At 73.8% G+C, this 15677-nt stretch carries 14 protein-coding genes; 3 read left to right on the plus strand and 11 right to left on the minus strand.

Features of this window, described 5'->3' with window-relative positions; all coding sequences use genetic code 11:
- Nucleotides 1-209: 209 nt before the first annotated feature.
- Nucleotides 210-1025, plus strand: coding sequence for an SDR family oxidoreductase (locus tag BJ983_RS18300; protein WP_179795121.1), 816 nt, complete (start codon nt 210-212; stop codon nt 1023-1025).
- A 35-nt stretch (nt 1026-1060) separates the two neighbouring features.
- Here BJ983_RS18300 and BJ983_RS18305 read toward each other — a convergent pair whose 3' ends face one another.
- From BJ983_RS18305 to BJ983_RS18315, 3 genes are all read right to left on the minus strand, one after another.
- Nucleotides 1061-1864, minus strand: a complete 804-nt coding sequence (locus BJ983_RS18305; protein ID WP_179795122.1) for a carboxymuconolactone decarboxylase family protein — start codon at nt 1862-1864, stop codon at nt 1061-1063.
- A 162-nt stretch (nt 1865-2026) separates the two neighbouring features.
- Nucleotides 2027-3802 (minus strand): ATP-binding cassette domain-containing protein, encoded by a 1776-nt coding sequence (locus tag BJ983_RS18310; RefSeq protein WP_179795123.1) that lies wholly within the window; start codon nt 3800-3802, stop codon nt 2027-2029.
- A gap of 9 nt (nt 3803-3811) precedes the next feature.
- Nucleotides 3812-4849 (minus strand): 4-(cytidine 5'-diphospho)-2-C-methyl-D-erythritol kinase, encoded by a 1038-nt coding sequence (locus BJ983_RS18315; protein WP_179795124.1) that lies wholly within the window; start codon nt 4847-4849, stop codon nt 3812-3814.
- Between the two features lie 190 nt (nt 4850-5039).
- Here BJ983_RS18315 and BJ983_RS18320 point away from each other — a divergent pair, with 190 nt between their 5' ends.
- Together BJ983_RS18320 and BJ983_RS18325 are read left to right on the plus strand one after the other, a co-directional pair.
- A complete protein-coding gene (locus BJ983_RS18320) occupies nt 5040-6446 on the plus strand; it encodes a hemolysin family protein (protein ID WP_179795125.1) in 1407 nt (468 codons plus the stop codon).
- Entirely contained in the window at nt 6443-7432 is a 990-nt protein-coding gene (locus tag BJ983_RS18325; RefSeq protein WP_179795126.1) for a CNNM domain-containing protein, read from the plus strand. Before BJ983_RS18320 ends, BJ983_RS18325 begins: the two co-directional genes overlap by 4 nt.
- A gap of 44 nt (nt 7433-7476) precedes the next feature.
- On the opposite strand, the gene BJ983_RS18330 is transcribed toward BJ983_RS18325, so the two are convergent.
- The 8 genes from BJ983_RS18330 to upp all read right to left on the minus strand — a co-directional run bounded on the left by BJ983_RS18330 (nt 7477) and on the right by upp (nt 15647).
- Nucleotides 7477-8136 carry a TetR/AcrR family transcriptional regulator gene (locus BJ983_RS18330; protein ID WP_343054243.1) on the minus strand — a complete coding sequence of 220 codons (660 nt, stop codon included), beginning with the start codon at nt 8134-8136 and terminating at the stop codon, nt 7477-7479.
- 10 nt (nt 8137-8146) lie between these two features.
- Entirely contained in the window at nt 8147-8878 is a 732-nt protein-coding gene (locus BJ983_RS18335; RefSeq protein WP_179795129.1) for a nitroreductase family protein, read from the minus strand.
- On the minus strand, nt 8875-9390 hold the full coding sequence (locus tag BJ983_RS18340; RefSeq protein ID WP_179795130.1) for a 4-hydroxylaminobenzoate lyase: 516 nt from the start codon (nt 9388-9390) through the stop codon (nt 8875-8877). The genes BJ983_RS18335 and BJ983_RS18340 overlap by 4 nt, the downstream gene beginning before the upstream one ends.
- 133 nt (nt 9391-9523) lie before the next feature.
- Nucleotides 9524-10378, minus strand: coding sequence for a 16S rRNA (adenine(1518)-N(6)/adenine(1519)-N(6))-dimethyltransferase RsmA (rsmA, locus tag BJ983_RS18345; protein ID WP_179795132.1), 855 nt, complete (start codon nt 10376-10378; stop codon nt 9524-9526).
- 139 nt (nt 10379-10517) lie between these two features.
- Nucleotides 10518-12017, minus strand: a complete 1500-nt coding sequence (locus BJ983_RS31775) for a resuscitation-promoting factor (protein WP_179795133.1) — start codon at nt 12015-12017, stop codon at nt 10518-10520.
- 303 nt (nt 12018-12320) lie between these two features.
- Complete coding sequence (locus BJ983_RS18355) at nt 12321-13178, minus strand: YchF/TatD family DNA exonuclease (RefSeq protein ID WP_179795135.1); 858 nt, start codon at nt 13176-13178, stop codon at nt 12321-12323.
- Nucleotides 13168-14973, minus strand: a complete 1806-nt coding sequence (gene metG / locus BJ983_RS18360; protein ID WP_179795136.1) for a methionine--tRNA ligase — start codon at nt 14971-14973, stop codon at nt 13168-13170. The genes BJ983_RS18355 and metG overlap by 11 nt, the downstream gene beginning before the upstream one ends.
- 53 nt (nt 14974-15026) lie before the next feature.
- Entirely contained in the window at nt 15027-15647 is a 621-nt protein-coding gene (gene upp / locus BJ983_RS18365) for a uracil phosphoribosyltransferase (RefSeq protein WP_179795137.1), read from the minus strand.
- Between the last annotated feature and the right edge of the window lie 30 nt (nt 15648-15677).

Consider the following 15677-nt stretch of genomic DNA (forward strand, 5'->3'; position numbering starts at 1 on the left):
CTCGTCGCCGTGCCGTCCCGCGATCCGGCGCCATCCTCCTGCGCCACGGACCTCACTGACCAGACCTGGGTCGGCGTCAGGGCCGCACGAACCACGTCGCCGACCCTCACGTCGACGCGGAGGGGGCCGTCCTCCCGACCTACCCTCTCCCTCGACGGGGGACGGCGTCGGGCCGGCTCACCTCCGCAGCGCAAGGAGTCGACCGCGGTATGGACGAGCGACCGATCGCCGTGCTCGGAGCGACGGGACGAACGGGCTCACGCGTCGCCCGGGCCCTCACGGCCCGCGGCGCGCCTGTCCGGCCGCTGTCGCGGAACGGCACGGGGCGCGAGCGGGCCGACATGCGCGACCCGTCCTCCCTCACCCACGCGCTCGAGGGGTGCCGTGCCGTCTTCGTCGTGTGTCCCGGCTTCGCGCAGGACGAGGCCGAGATGATCGCCGCGGCCGCCCGCGCCGCCGCCGAGGTCGGGCTGGACCGCATCGTGCTCAGCTCGGTGATCCACCCCCACACCAGCACGATGGCCCACCACGTGCGCAAGGCCGACGGCGAGGAGGCCGTCCGCGACTGCGGCGTCCCGTGGACCGTCCTCCAGCCCGCGATGTTCGCCCAGTCGGTCACCGGCCTCTTCGCCCACCTGGGCGGCGACGAGCACGACGTCGTCATCGCCTGGGACCCGACCAGGAGGCTGTCGGCCCTCGACCTGACCGACCTCGCCGAGGTCGCCGCCACCTGCCTGCTCGACGACGGACACGAGTACGCGACCTACGAGCTCGCCGGTCCGGAAGCACTCTCCGCCACCACCATGGTCGAGCAGCTCGCGGCGGTGACGGGTCGGCCCTACCGCGTCCTGCCGGTCGAGCCGGGCGCGGTGGCTCCCCCCGGGATGGGTGAGGCCGAGAAGCGCGACTTCGCCGCCATGTGCCGGGAGTACGGCACCCACGGACTGCACGGCAACCCCCGGGTGCTCGAGATGCTCCTGGGACGACCGGCGACCACCTTCGCGGACGCCGTCACCCCCCGGTAGCCCTCCTGGCATCGACGTCACGCCGACCGTGGACGTCAGTGCGACGCGAAGGCCTCCCGTGCCTCGGCGAGCGCGTTCAGGGCCGCGGGGAACCCGGCGTAGACCGCCATCTGTGTGATGACCTCGAGGACCTCCTCGCGGGTGCCGCCGACGGAGAGGCATCCGCCGATGTGGAGACGCAGCTGCGGGGCGGCGGTGCCGAGGGCCGTACACGCGGCGACGGTCACCAGCTCCCGCGTCCGCAGGTCGAGGCCGTCGCCCGCGTAGATGTCGCCGAACGCGAACTCGACGAGGTAGCGACCCAGGTCCGGCGCGACGTCGCGCAGGCTCTCGACCACCCGGTGCCCGGCGTCGCCGTCGATCTCCGACAGCAGGCGCAGGCCCCGCTCGTACCGGCTCTCGTCCCCGGCGGGTCCGGGGTCGGCGGCGACGTCGACCTCGGTCCCCGCCTCGGAGAACACGGTCCGCGCGGCGCTCAACCCGTTGAGGGCGGCGGGGAAGCCGGCGTAGACGCTGACGTGCGCGATGGTCTCGGTGATCTCGCGCGGCGTGGCGCCGACCTCGAGGGCCCCGCGGATGTGGAAGTGCAGTTGGGCCGCGGCGTTCCCCAGCGCGGTCAGGGCCGCCACTGTCACCAGCTGCCGCTCCCGCCAGGTCAGACCGGGGCGGGCGTACACGTCGCCGTAGGCGAACTCGACGGTGTACCGCGCCACGTCGGGCGCCAGGTCGGCGAGGGACTCCACCACCGCCGGGTCGTGCCGGCCGCCGACCGCCCGCAGGATCTCCAGACCCCGCGCGTACCGGTCCTGCGACGACGGTGAGGTCGCATCCTCGTCCACGGCAGCCGCCTCTCCCCGAACGTCGGAGCATCGCCCCGGGACCTGCCGTCGTGACGGTCCGGGGCGAGCCTCCCACCGCTCGACGGGCCCCGCGCCGGGACGGTCCTCGGGCCCGGCGCCCGCACCCGCAGCCGGTCCCTCGACCTCGACGGCGTGGAGGCCTCAGTCGACGGACGCCTCCAGCCAGGCCTCCTCGAGACCCTCGCGCTCCGCGATCAGGGCCCGGAGCTCGGCGTCGAGATCGAGTAGACGGGTCGGGTCGTTGGCTGCGTCCGCGAGCAGCGTGTGCAGCTGCTTCTCCCGGGTGTCCAGCTTCTCGATCCGCCGCTCGATGCGCTGGATCTCCTTGCGGGCCGCGCGCTTGTCGGCCTCGGACGTCCCGGAAGTGGCCGACGAGGACGCCACCGTGCGCACCGCACCCGCCGTCTCGAGCTGCTGGTCCCGACGACGGAGGTACTCCTCGATGCCGCCGGGCAGGTCGGTGATCCTCCCGTCGCCGAACAGCGCCACGACCCGGTCGCACACCCGCTCGGTGAGGTAGCGGTCGTGGCTCACGACGACGAGCGTGCCCGCCCAGCCGTCGAGGATGTCCTCGAGCTGCTGGAGGGTGTCCACGTCGAGGTCGTTCGTGGGCTCGTCGAGCATGAGCACGTTCGGCTCGGTCATCAGCAGCCGCACGAGCTGCAGCCGGCGTCGCTCGCCGCCGGAGAGGTCGGACACCGGCGTCCACTGCTGCGCGGCCGTGAACCCGAAGCGCTCGGCCAGCGCGGAGGCCGTGTGCTCCCGGCCCCCGATGAACACGCGCTCCGCGACGTCCTCCACGGCCTGCAGCACGCGGCGGTGCAACGGCAGGTCGGAGAGGTCCTGCGACAGGTGCGCCAGGCGCACCGTCGTGCCGAGGACGCGCGACCCGCCGTCGGGAACCCGCTCCCCGGCCAGGGTCTTGAGCAGCGTCGTCTTGCCCGAGCCGTTGATCCCGACGATGCCCACGCGGTCGCCCGGGCCGATGCGCCAGGTCTGCCGGTTCACGATCGTGCGCGGCGGGTCCGAGGGGACGGTGAGGGTGATGTCCTCGAGCTCGATGACGGTGCGCCCGAGGCGGTGGCGGGCCATCGTCACGAGCTCGACGGAGTTCCGCGGCTCGGGCACGTCGGCGATCAGCGCCTCGGCGGCCTCGATGCGGTACTTCGGCTTCGACGTCCGCGCGGGCGGGCCGCGCCGCAGCCAGGCCAGTTCCTTGCGCGCGAGGTTGCGGCGTCGCTGCTCGGCGGCGTCGGCGAGCCGGGTCCGCTCGGCGCGGGCGTAGATCCAGTCGTTGTAGCCGCCCTCGAACTGCTCGACGCGACCGTCCACGACCTCCCACGTGCGGGAGGCGACGGTGTCGAGGAACCAGCGGTCGTGCGTCACGACGACGAGCGCGGTCCGGCGGGCGAGCAGGTGCGCGGCCAGCCAGCGCACGCCCTCGACGTCGAGGTGGTTGGTCGGCTCGTCGAGCACGAGCAGGTCGAGGTCCTGCACGAGGGCTGCTGCGAGCGCGATCCGCTGCCGCTCGCCACCGGACAGGCCCTCCACCGACGCGTCGAGGCCGCGGCCGCCGCCGGGGCGCAGGCCCTCGATGACGGTGCGGGACCGTGCGTCGGCGGCCCACTCGTGGTCGGGGACCTCGCCGCCGAGCACCGAGGCCCGCACGGTCGCGCCGGTCGGCTGCGACTGCTGGGTCACCGACGCCATCCGCAGCCCGCGCACGGGGCTGACGCGCCCGTCGTCGGGAAGCTGCCGCCCGGCGAGGATCGAGATCAGCGTCGACTTACCGCCGCCGTTGCGGCCGACGACGCCGACCCGGTCGCCGGTCTCGACGCCGAGGGACACGCCGTCGAGCACGGGCTTCGGGCCGCCGAAGGAGATGGCGACGTTCTCGAGGTTGACGAGGTTGGGCACAGCAGCCTTTCAGGCGTACATGTTCGGGCCGGGATCCGGCGCGGGCGGGCCACCGGGGCCACGGGGAGGACGGGCCGGGTCGCCGTCGGTCACGCGCGCGCCGGGCACCGGCCCGTGGGCGACGCGCACCGTGCGGCACACCCCGGCCCCGGCGAGCTCGGCGGCGACGCGGACGGCGTCGGGACCGTCGGCGCACAGGAACACGCAGGTCGGCCCGGAGCCGGACACCACCCCGGCGAGCGCGCCGGCCGCCACGCCGGCGCGCAGCGTCCGCCGCAGCCCCGGGTCGAGGCTGACCGCCGCGGCCTGCAGGTCGTTCCCCAGCAGCAGCGCGAGCGAGCGGGCCTCACCGGATGCCACGGCCTCGAGCACCGGCTCGACGTCGCCGACGCGACGCACGGGGCTCTCCGCGGTGGCCGCGGCCCGCAGCCGGTCGAGCTCGCCGAACACCGTCGGGGTGGACAGCCCGTGGTCGGACAGCGCGACCACCCAGTGGAACGTGTGGCGGGACAGGACCGGCACGAGGTTCTCACCGCGCCCGGTGCCGAGCGCGGTGCCGCCGTGCAGCGCGAACGCGACGTCGCTGCCGACCTGCGCCGCGACCTGCATCAGCGCCTCGCGCCCGAGGTCGAGGCGCCACAGCGTGGAGAGCGCGAGCAGGGTGCCGGCAGCGTCGGCGCTGCCTCCGGCCATGCCGCCCGCGACCGGGATGGACTTGCGGATGCCGATCCGGACGTCGGGCTCGCGGTCCGCGACCTCGGCCAGCGCCACGGCCGCCTTCCACACCAGGTTCGACCCGTCGAGCGGCACGGCCGCGCGGTCGGCCTCGGAGACGTCCCCGAGCAGCTCCACGTCCGGCCCGTCGGCGTGGTCCGCGCCCCGCCGGGGGTGCGTCGACACGACCGAGATCTCGTCGAAGAGGTTCAACGCCTGGAACACGGTGACGAGGTCGTGGTAGCCGTCGGCGCGGAGGTCGCCCACCGCGAGGTGGAGGTTGATCTTGGCCGGGACACGCACGGTCACCGGGGGCCCGACGGCGGAGAGCACCCGTCCAGGGTACGGAAGCGCCCCCGGCGCCTCGTTCACGACCGCCCCACGCGGGGAACCTCTCGAAGCGGACACACGTTGGTCGGTCAACGAACGCGAGTTCCCCGAGGCAGTCCCCGAGGCGAGGAGCCATGGACCCCAGTCACAGTCCTGACACCACCGGTCCCGTCGACCAGGTGGTGGCCCCCCGATGATCACGACGATCCTCGGCATCCTGCTCGGCGTGGTGGTGGTCGTCCTGATCACCGCCGCGACCGGGTACTTCGTGGCGCAGGAGTTCGGCTACATGGCCGTCGACCGCGCCCGCCTGCGCGCCCGCGCCGCGGAGGGCGACACCGGAGCCGTGCGGGCGCTGGACATCACGCGCCGCACCTCCTTCATGCTCTCCGGCGCCCAGCTCGGCATCACCGTCACCGGCCTGCTGGTCGGGTACGTCGCCGAGCCCCTCATCGGCGACGGGGTCGGTGAGCTGCTCGGCGTCGCCGGCGTCCCCACCGCGATCGGGGTGGCGATCGGCACGGTGTTCGCGCTCCTGCTGTCCACCGTGGTGCAGATGGTGTTCGGCGAGCTGTTCCCGAAGAACCTCGCGATCGCCCGCCCGGAGCCGGTGGCCCGCGCCCTCGCGCTGTCCACGAAGATCTACCTGGCGCTGTTCGGCTGGATCATCCGCCTCTTCGACGCCGCCTCGAACGCGCTGCTCAAGGCGCTGCGGATCGAGCCGGTGCACGACGTCGAGCACTCGGCCACGCCACGCGATCTCGAGGCGATCATCGACGACTCGCGCGACTCGGGCGATCTGCGCCCCGAGCTCGCCGCACTGCTCGACCGCTCGGTCGACTTCTCCGAGCGCACCGCCCGCGCGGCGATGATCCCGCGGCCGCGGGTGTCGTGGGTGCGGGCCGAGGACACGGTCGCCGACCTCACCCGCGTGATGGTCGGCGGGCACTCCCGCTACCCCGTGCTCGGCACCGCCCCGGACACCGACGACGACGGGGCCGGCTCGGCCCCCGACCTCGTCGGCGTCGTGTGCCTGCGCGACGTGCTCGCCTGGACCGGCCCGACGACGGCGCCGGTCTCCGACCTCATGCGCGCCCCGGTGCTCGTGCCGTCCACGCTGCCGCTGCCCCAGGTGCTCGAGCAGCTGCGGGCCGAGGGCGAGGAGCTCGCCTGTGTGCTCGACGAGTACGGCGACCTCGCGGGCGTCATCACCGTCGAGGACGTGGCCGAGGAGCTCGTCGGCGAGATCACCGACGAGCACGACCCCGCGGGCACCGACCGCACGCGCACCGCCGGCGACGGTTGGGTGGTCCCCGGCGACCGGCACGTCGACGAGGTGTCGCGCCTCATCGACGCCGAGCTGCCCGAGGGCGAGTACCAGACGATCGCGGGCCTCGTCGTCGCCGAGCTGGCCCGCCTGCCCGAGCCGGGCGACACCGTCGTCCTGACGATCCCCGACGACGACCCGGACGAGCCCGACCGCACGCTGCACGCCACCGTGCGTGCCGTGGACCGTCGGGTCCCGTCCGAGGTCGGACTCCGGTGGGCCCCGCTCACCGACCCGGCCGCCGTCCCCGCCGACCGGGAGGTCTCCCGATGAGCGTCACCGCGATCGTGGTGTCGGTCCTGCTGATCGCCGCCTCCGCCTTCTTCGTCGCCGTCGAGTTCGCCCTCGTCGCGGCCCGGACCTACCGGCTCGAGGAGGAGGCCGCGCACAGCGCCTCCGCCCGCGCCGCCCTGCGCAGCGCCCGCGACCTGTCGCTGCTGCTCGCCGGCTCGCAGCTGGGCATCACGCTCTGCGTGCTCGGCCTGGGTGCGATCACCAAGCCGGCCGTGGACGAGGCGCTGAACCCGCTGCTCACCGGCTGGGGCGTCCCGACGGCCGTGGCCGGGGTGGCGTCGTTCGTGCTCTCGCTGATCGTGGTGACGTTCCTGCACCTCGTGGTGGGCGAGATGGCCCCGAAGTCGTGGGCGATCGCGCACCCGGAGCGCTCCGCGGTGCTGCTGGCGCTGCCGATGCGGGCGTTCATGGTCGTGACCCGGCCGCTGCTGGTGGTGCTCAACGGCGCCGCGAACCGCTGCCTCCGGGCCATCGGCGTCGAGCCCGTCGACGAGATGGCCGGCGGCCGCGGACCGGACGACCTGCGCGAGCTCGTCGACCACTCCGCCGAGACCGGCGCGCTCGACCCGGAGCGCCGCGACCAGCTGCTCGCGGCCCTCGAGCTGGAGCGGACCCCGGTGCGCGACCTCGCCCGGAAGCCGGTCGGCGTCGCCGCGGACGACGACGTCGCCACCGTGCAGGCGCTGGCCCGCGACAGCGGCCACCTGCGGCTCGTGGTCAACGACGGCGGGCGCCCCGTGGGCTACGTGCACGTACGGGACACCCTCACCCGCCCGGCGTCCACCACGGCGCGCGAGGTGATGCGCCCGGTGCTGCGCCTCGACGCGGACACGCTGCTGCACGCCGCGGTCGAGACCATGCGCGAGCAGCGGGCCCACCTGGCGCTCGTGGAGTCCGACGGCCGCCCGCTGGGGCTGCTGACGCTCTCCGACCTGGTCGGTCGGCTGCTCCCGGCGGCCGCGTAGCGGGTCGTCGGACGTCAGCGGTGGCACACGGCTGACGTCCGGCGTCAGGAATCCGCCACGGCGCCTTCCCGACGACGGGCCCCGTCGTCGGGAAGGCCGATCAGCGGCCAGACCGTGGCGGTGACGCGCTCGGCGAAGGGCGCACCACCGGGGTCGCCGCGGAGGAAGGCGCCGAAGAAGCTCCCGAAGCACATGGTGGTGAGGGCGTCGGCGTCGAGGTCGGCGCGGACGTGGCCGCGCTCCTGCAGGCCCCGGAGCACGTCGACCAGCAGCGCCAGGCGTGGTTCGACCGCGCGCTCGCGCAGGATCTGCAGCAGCTCCGGCGCGCGGGGCTGCTCCCCCATGAACCCGCCCTGCAGGATGATCGCGTCGGGGTTGACGTAGCAGGGGTCGACCCGGCGCACCGCCTCGGCGAACGCCTCCCGGGGCGGGAGGGCCGCCAGGTCGAGCGGCGGGTAGCTGTCGAGCTGGGCGCGGAACCCCCAGTCCAGGGCGTCGACGACGAGCTCGAACTTGCCCGGCCACCGTCGGTAGAGGGTCGGCCGGGACACCCCGGCGTCGGACGCGATGTCGCCGAGGGCCATCTTCGAGTAGCCGTCGAGCACCAGGCGTCGACGGGTGGCACGGATGATCGCCTCGTCGAGCGCCGGGTCGCGGGGGCGCCCGCCCGGGTTCGACTGCTCACCGGTCGCCGCTCCGTCCACGACCCGCACCCTACGAGCCGCCGTCCCCGTGGAACGTGGCGAACGCCGACACGGCCTCGCGCGGGGTGACCACCTCGTCGAGCGGGTGCTCGTGGTCGGCGTACCCGAGCGCCACACCGCAGACGACGATCTGGTCGTCCCCGATGTCGAGGTGCCGCCGGAGGACGCGGTGGAAGTCGATGAACGACGCCTGGGCGCACGTGTCCAACCCGGCCTCGCGGGCCGCGAGCATGAGGCCCTGGAGGAACTGGCCGGCGTCGACGAGCGCCCCGTCGAGTGGGTGGGCGCTCACCGTCAGGATCATCCCGACCGGGGCGCCGAAGAACTCGTAGTTGCGCCGGTGGTGACAGTCGCGCCCCTCGGCGTCGTCGTGCTCCACGCCGAGGCACTGCCGGTAGAGCTGGTCGCCGAACGCCGCGCGGCGGCTGCGGAACGGCTCGACCCAGGCCTCCGGCGCCGGCTGGTAGGTGTAGCCGGGCTGCGGGTGCCGGTGCCCGGCGTCCAGGGCCTCCCACAGGTCCTCGGCGAGCCGGCGCTTCGCGTCGCCGGTCACCACGTGCACCCGCCACGGCTGGGTGTTCGAGTTGCTCGCCGAGCGCGACGCCAGGGCGAGCAGCTCCTCCACGAGCTCCCGCGGCACCGGCGTCGGGCGGAACGCCCGGACGCTCCGACGCGACCGCAGCGCCTCGGAGACCGAGGAGGCCGGGGCGGCCGGGGCGGCGGTGCGCTGCGCGAGGGTCACGAGGCGTCCGGCGCGTCGATGTCGTAGGAGATGCGGCCGGCCGGCAGGAAGAACAGCGCGATCACGGCGCCGCCGCGGACCTCCGGGTAGTGGTGGCTCGCCGGCTCGGGCGCGGTCCACCCGGGGCCCTGCCACCCGCGCGGCCCGCCCAGCTGCGCGCCCTCGTCGAGCGGGATCACCATGTTGATCTCGCCGTAGGGGTGCTGGTGGTACTGCCCGCGGAACTCCTCGACGCTGTCCATGAGGACGGCCGTGATGCTGAACCAGCTCAGCCGCTCGCTCGGCTCGGAGATCCGGCTGCGGCGGTAGTGCGGCCCGTCGACCTCGATGTTCGCGGCCCAGCCCTGCTCCACGCCGTCCCGGATGATCGCCGCGAGGTCGTCCCACACGGGGTCGCCGGGGCCGTGGTGGGTGTTGAGGTACGCCTCGAGCTCCTCCCCCGCGGTCTTGTTCTTGATGGTCTCGAGGAAGGGGATGCTGCGGAGGATCAGGTCCTCGGCGGTAGCGGTCATGGGACGACGGTAGGTCGAGCTTCCGTTACAGTCAATGTTCGTAACGTATCCGGGACGACGGGCGGTGGGTCGGTGGCCCCGTCGACGCATCCCGTGACATCGACGGGCCATTCCTGTCGGGTGGGAGCGGACGTCAGGACGGGGTGGCGGCGAGCGCGGCGAAGCGCATGACGTCGAGCTGCTCGCCCCGGGTGGTCGGGTCGATCCCCGCCGCGCGGAGACGGCGCTCGGCCTCGGCCGGGGACCCGGCCCAGCCGGCGAGGGCGGCCCGCAGCCCCTTGCGGCGCTGGGCGAAGGCGGCGTCGACGACGGCGAAGACGGCGCGCCGGTCCCCGTCGGGCTCCGGACGGCGCTCGAAGGCCACGAGCGCCGAGTCGACGCCGGGGACGGGCCAGAACACCCCGCGCGGCACCGGGCCCGCACGGCGCGCGTCGGCGTACCAGGCCAGCTTCACGCTGGGCGAGCCGTAGGCGGGCTCGCCGGGGCCGGCGGCGAGGCGGTCGGCGACCTCCGACTGCACCATCACCAGCCCGCGGTGCAGCGTGGGCAGCTCGGCGAGGAGGTGCAGCACCACTGGCACGGCGACGTTGTAGGGCAGGTTCGCGACGAGGGCGGTGGGCGCGACCGGGAGGTCCGCGGCGGTGATGCGCAGGGCGTCGGCCTCGACGACGTGCAGCGTGCGGTCCGGGGCGTGCTCGGCGGCGGTGGCGGGCAGCCGGGCGGCGAGCGCCGGGTCGATCTCGACGGCCACCACGGCCGCGGTCTCGTCGAGCAGGGCGAGGGTCAGCGAGCCGAGCCCCGGGCCGACCTCGAGGACGACGTCGTCGGGACCGAGCTCCGCCAGCCGCACGATCCGGCGCACGGTGTTGGCGTCGTGGACGAAGTTCTGGCCGAGCTTCTTGGTGGGCCGCACGCCGAGCTCCGTGGCCAACGCCCGGATCTCACCGGCCCCGAGCAGACGGACGGGCGCCGGGGTCACGCCGACCATGATCCCAGGCCGCGGCACACCCGCCGTCGGGACCCGGCGAACGCGAACGGGCCCCGGGGAGTCCCGGGGCCCGATCGACGATGTGGCTTCCCTGCCACTGGATGACAGCAACGACGCGTCGCTGCCACCAGGAGGGTGACTACTTCTTGCCGCAGACCGGCCAGGCGCCGTAGCCACCGCGGGCGTCACGGACCTTCTCCGCCACCGCGATCTGCTCCTCGCGCGTGGCGAGGTCGGCACGCGGGGCGTACTGGCCGCCGCCGTAGGCGTTCCAGGTCTGCTTGTCGAACTGCAGGCCGCCGTAGTAGCCGTTGCCGGTGTTGATGTTCCAGTCGCCACCGGCCTCGCACTTGACCATGCGGTCCCACTTGGCGGTGTTGCCGATGGCCGGGCCGGCCTTCTTGGTGCCCTTGCGCATCACGCCGCCGACCGCCTGCTTGGTGACGGTCGGGGCGCCCATGGCGGTCCGGCCGGTCTCCTTGCCGTTGGTCGTGTTGACCGTGAAGGTCTGGACCTGCTCGCCGGCCTGGCCGGGCTGGTCGACCTTCGTGGTCCCCGCGTCCATCGTCGCGTCCTCGACGGTCTGCATCGGGGGCGCGATCGGCTGGGTCTCGGTGACCTGCGTGACGGCGTTGCGCACGACGGTGATCGCGGCGCCGTTGACGAGGTCGCCGGAGTTGACCGTGTCGAGCGGGCCCATCTGCAGGCCGCGCTGCGCCAGGAACTCCTGGATCGAGGCGGCCGTCGTGGTGAGCTGCTGCGGGGCGCCGCCACCGTCGGTGAAGGTGACGTTCTTCGGCAGCTGCACGGCGAGGTTCATGCCGCTGCTGGGGATGAGCGACCCGAGCGGCGCCGAGGCGGCGAGCGCCCCGGTCGGCATCCCGAGCTGACCGAGGGCCTCGGCGACGGTGGTGGCCGTCGTCGTGATCGACATCGGCTTGCCGTCGACGACGAGGTTGACCTGGCGGGAGTGGTTGACGACGAGGCGGTCGCCGTCGGCGATCTTCGCCGTGGGCGACGGCGACATCTGGTCGGCGGGACCGACCTCGATGTCCCCGGAGGCCAGGGCACCCGCGACGGTGCCGGAGAAGGTGTGCACGACCTGGTCGACGCCGTCGACCGTGACCGTGACCTCCTTGTCCAACGCGACCGCCGTGCTGCCCCCGGCGGCGACGGCGATGAGCGCGGTGGCCACCGCTCCCTTGACGGCGAGCGAGTAGCGGCCGGTGTCGGCGAGGTCGCGCTCGCGGTAGGACCGCGGGTCGAGGCCCGCCGGCGCGGCGGCCGGGGTCGGCTCGGCGGTGACGACGGAGCCGGAGCCGGTCATCCCGGTGCGCGACTCGAGGTCGCTCCACTCGTCGAGGTCCGGGACGGCGAGCGTCCCGGTGGGGGCGCCGTTCGCGGAGCCGGGACCTGCCCAGCCCGGCCCCGCGATCGGCAGCGGGCCGGTGATGTCATCGGCCCAGGTGGGGAGCGGACCCGTACGGGGGGCGTGCGACTCACGGCCGGCCTGCCACTCGGCGGTGCCGGCGTTCAGCCCGTCCCAGCCGTCGTCCCAGCCCTCCTCGAGGGCGTCGAACCAGCCGGTGTCGGCGGTCGAGGAGTCGGCGAGCGCGGTGCGCGTCGAGTCGGTGCTCATCGGACGACCGCCACGAGGGCGGTGCCGCGACGAGCGGAGCACGCGGGGGAGCGCAGTACAGCCACAGAGGAATCCGCTTCATCCGTGCTTCCGGGCAGGAACCGCATCCGGGGGGAGTCGATCCGGAACCCTGGGGAAGGTTCCGGGTCATCCCGGATGCCGGGGGTGGTTCCATCCCGGCGAGTCACAGCACGGTAACGACTCGGACGTCAGAACCATCAAGGCGACACGAACGTGATGCGCCGAGCGGCAGCCCGCCCACGACGAGCGCGGTCACCGCGCGCTCCTTCGTGCGACGGAGGGTCACGGTTGAGGCTGTTCGGCCAGCCGGAAGGTCCGCTGGGCGTTCCGGGTGGCCGCGGCGGCGAGCTCCTCGGCCGGTTCGTCACGCAGCTCCGCGAGGTCCCGGGCCGTGTGGGGGATGACGTATGGCTCGTTCGGCCTACCGCGGTACGGGTGCGGAGTCAGGAACGGGGCGTCGGTCTCGGTGAGCACGAGGTCGGCCGGGGCGTGAGCGGCGGCCTCGCGGAGGTCGACGGCGTTCGCGTTGCGGAAGGTCGCGGTGCCCGAGAACGACATCGACCAGCCGTGCTCGGCGCACACGCGGGCGAGATCGGGGCCGCCGGAGAAGCAGTGGAAGACCACCGACTCCGGGGCCCCCTCGGCGCGCAGGACGTCGAGAATCGCGTCATGGGCCTCGCGATCGTGGATCACGAGCGGGAGCCCCGTGCGCTTGGCGAGATCGATGTGCCAGGCGAAGGCCTCGCGCTGGACGTCCAGCGGCGCGCAGTCCTCCCGCCGCGTCGTCCAGTAGTCGTCGAGGCCGGACTCCCCCACGGCGACGACGCGGGGCAGCGTCGCCAGGTGCTCGAGCTCGGCGCGCGCGGCGTCGTCGAGGTCGTTCGAGCGGGTCGGGTGCAGCCCGACGGCGGCGAACACCCGCGCGTCGGTGCCCGCCGCCCACGCGGCCCACCGCGCGGACGCGAGGTCGTCCGCCGTCGTCACCATCGCGGTCACGCCCGCCGCGGTGGCCCGGTCGAGGACCTGGGCCAACGTGTCGGGGTCGGTGGCCCCGCACGCGTCGAGATGGGTGTGGGCGTCGATCACCCCGCCGCGGATGGGCTCCGGGACGGGGGGCGGGACCCGATCCTTACTCCCCACGCTTGATCGGTGCCCAGGACGGCCCCGTCTCCCCCAGCTCGGGGTCGAGCTTGGGGAACAGCGGGGTGGGTCGGGCGAGGGGCCGGCCGACCGGGATCGGGGTCGACTCCCAGCGCGCCTGCTCGTGGGCGTAATCGCCGGTGAGCACGGAGTGGGTGGTGCCGAGGTCGGCTGAAGAACCGGCGCCGACCTCCTCTCGACGTGGCTGCGCCGCCCACACCCCGGTGCCGCCGAGGGCCTCGTGGACCTTCTGCGCGGCGTGCGGCAGGAACGGCGTCAGGAGCGTGTTGGCGTCCTGCACCACCTGCAGCGCGGTGTGCAGGATCGTGTCGCGCCGCTCCGGGTCGTCCTTGCGCTTCCACGGCTCCTGGTGCGAGAGGTAGGCGTTGGCCGCTCCAATGACGCGCATCGCCTCGGTGGATGCCTGCTTGAACCGCGAGCGCTGCAGGTGCGCGCCGACCGTGGTGAACGCCGCGCGCGACTGCGCGAGGAGCTCGGCGTCGGCGACCTCCGGGCGGGTCGGCTCCGGCACCGCGCCGACGTTCTTCGCCGCCATCGAGACCGAGCGGTTGACGAGGTTGCCCCACTCGTTGGCGAGCTCGAAGTTGGTGCGGCGGACGAACTCGTCCCAGGTGAAGTCGGTGTCCTGGTTCTCCGGCCCGGCGACGGAGATGAAGTAGCGCAGCGCGTCCGGCCCGAACTCGCGCAGGAAGTCCCCGACGTAGATGACCGTGCCGCGGCTCGTGGAGAACTTCGAGCCCGACATCGTCAGGAACTCGCTGGAGACGACCTCCGTCGGGAGGTTGAGCGTGCCGAACTCCCCCGGCGTCCCGCCCTTGTCGCCCGCCCCGTTCTGCCCGAGCAGGAGCGCGGGCCAGATGAGCGAGTGGAAGACGATGTTGTCCTTGCCCATGAAGTAGTAGGCGCTGGCCTGCGGGTCGCACCACCACTGCTTCCAGGCGTCCGGGTCACCGGAGCGCTCGGCCCACTCCACCGACGCCGACAGGTAGCCGATGACCGCGTCGAACCAGACGTAGAAGCGCTTCATCGGCGCGTCCCGCCAGCCGTCGAGCGGGACCTTGACGCCCCAGTCGAGGTCGCGGGTGATCGCGCGCGGCCGCAGGTCGTCGAGCAGGTTGCGGCTGAAGTTGAGGACGTTCGGGCGCCAGTTGGTGCGGGTGTCGAGCCAGCCCGCGAGCGACTGCGAGAACGCCGGGAGGTCGAGCATCAGGTGCTCGGTCTCGCGGAACTCCGGGACCTCGCCGTTGATGCGGCTCCGCGGCTCCTTGAGGTCGGCGGGGTCGAGCTGGTTGCCGCAGTTGTCGCACTGGTCGCCGCGGGCGCTCGGGTAGCCGCAGATCGGGCAGGTGCCCTCGATGTAGCGGTCGGGCAGCGTGCGGCCGGTCGACGGGCTGATCGCGCCGAGGGTCTTCTCCCCGAACACGTAGCCGTTCTTCCACAACCCCTCGAACATCCCCTGCACCACGCGGTGGTGGTTGTCGGTGGAGGTGCGGGTGAACAGGTCGTAGGACAGCCCGAGCCCGACCAGGTCGTCCTGGATCACGCGGGAGTACCGGTCGACCAGCTCGCGCGGGGTGGTCCCCTCGGCGTCGGCCTGCACCTGGATCGGGGTGCCGTGCTCGTCGGTGCCCGACACCATGAGCACCCGGTTCCCGACCATCCGCTGGTAGCGGGAGAACACGTCGGAGGGCACACCGAAGCCGGACACGTGGCCGATGTGCCGGGGACCGTTCGCGTAGGGCCACGCGACGGCGGTCAGCACGGACTCGCTCATGTCCTCATTCTCCCGGTGCGCGCCACCGGGCTCCCGCGCGGGCTACGTCGCCCTCACATCGCCCCGAACTGCCGGTCCCCCGCGTCCCCCAGACCCGGGACGATGTAGCCGTGGTCGTTGAGCCGCTCGTCCACGGTGGCGGTGACGACGCGGACCGCCGGGTGCGCCGCACGGAGCCGCTCGATGCCCTCGGGCGCCGCGACGACGCACACCGCGGTCACGTCGTCGGCGCCCCGCGCGGCGAGGAGGTCGATGGTGTGGGCCATCGAGCCGCCGGTGGCGAGCATCGGGTCGAGCACGAACACGGGCCGGCCCGCGAGGTCGGCGGGCAGCGACTCCATGTACGGGGTCGGCTGCAGCGTCTCCTCGTCGCGCGCCACCCCGACGAAGCCCATCAGCGCGCCCGGCACCTGCGCGTGCGCGGCCTCTGCCATGCCCAGCCCGGCCCGCAGGACGGGCACCAGCACCGGCGGCGCGGCGAGAGCGGTGCCTGCGGTGTCGGCCACCGGCGTCGTCACGCGGGTGTCGGTGACCGGCGCGTCGCGCAGGGCCTCGTAGACGAGCATCGTCGTGAGGTCGCGGACGGCGGCGCGGAACGCGGCGCGGTCGGTGCGGGCGTCGCGCAGGGCGGTCAGACGCACGCGCGCGAGCGGATGGTCCACGACGAGGAGCATGGCCAGGGAACCTAGCCGGACCCGCCGTCT

The organism is Actinomycetospora corticicola (genome assembly GCF_013409505.1).
In the GTDB taxonomy this organism is placed as follows: Bacteria; Actinomycetota; Actinomycetes; order Mycobacteriales; family Pseudonocardiaceae; genus Actinomycetospora; species Actinomycetospora corticicola.

Excerpts from the sequence above, each read along its gene's own strand:
- BJ983_RS18300 (WP_179795121.1), top strand. The coding sequence starts at position 210 with ATGGACGAGCGACCGATCGCCGTGCTCGGAGCGACGGGACGAACGGGC.
- BJ983_RS18320 (WP_179795125.1), top strand. The coding sequence starts at position 5,040 with ATGATCACGACGATCCTCGGCATCCTGCTCGGCGTGGTGGTGGTCGTC.
- BJ983_RS18325 (WP_179795126.1), top strand. The coding sequence starts at position 6,443 with ATGAGCGTCACCGCGATCGTGGTGTCGGTCCTGCTGATCGCCGCCTCC.
- BJ983_RS18340 (WP_179795130.1), bottom strand. The coding sequence starts at position 9,390 with ATGACCGCTACCGCCGAGGACCTGATCCTCCGCAGCATCCCCTTCCTC.
- rsmA (WP_179795132.1), bottom strand. The coding sequence starts at position 10,378 with ATGGTCGGCGTGACCCCGGCGCCCGTCCGTCTGCTCGGGGCCGGTGAG.
- BJ983_RS31775 (WP_179795133.1), bottom strand. The coding sequence starts at position 12,017 with ATGAGCACCGACTCGACGCGCACCGCGCTCGCCGACTCCTCGACCGCC.
- metG (WP_179795136.1), bottom strand. The coding sequence starts at position 14,973 with ATGAGCGAGTCCGTGCTGACCGCCGTCGCGTGGCCCTACGCGAACGGT.
- upp (WP_179795137.1), bottom strand. The coding sequence starts at position 15,647 with ATGCTCCTCGTCGTGGACCATCCGCTCGCGCGCGTGCGTCTGACCGCC.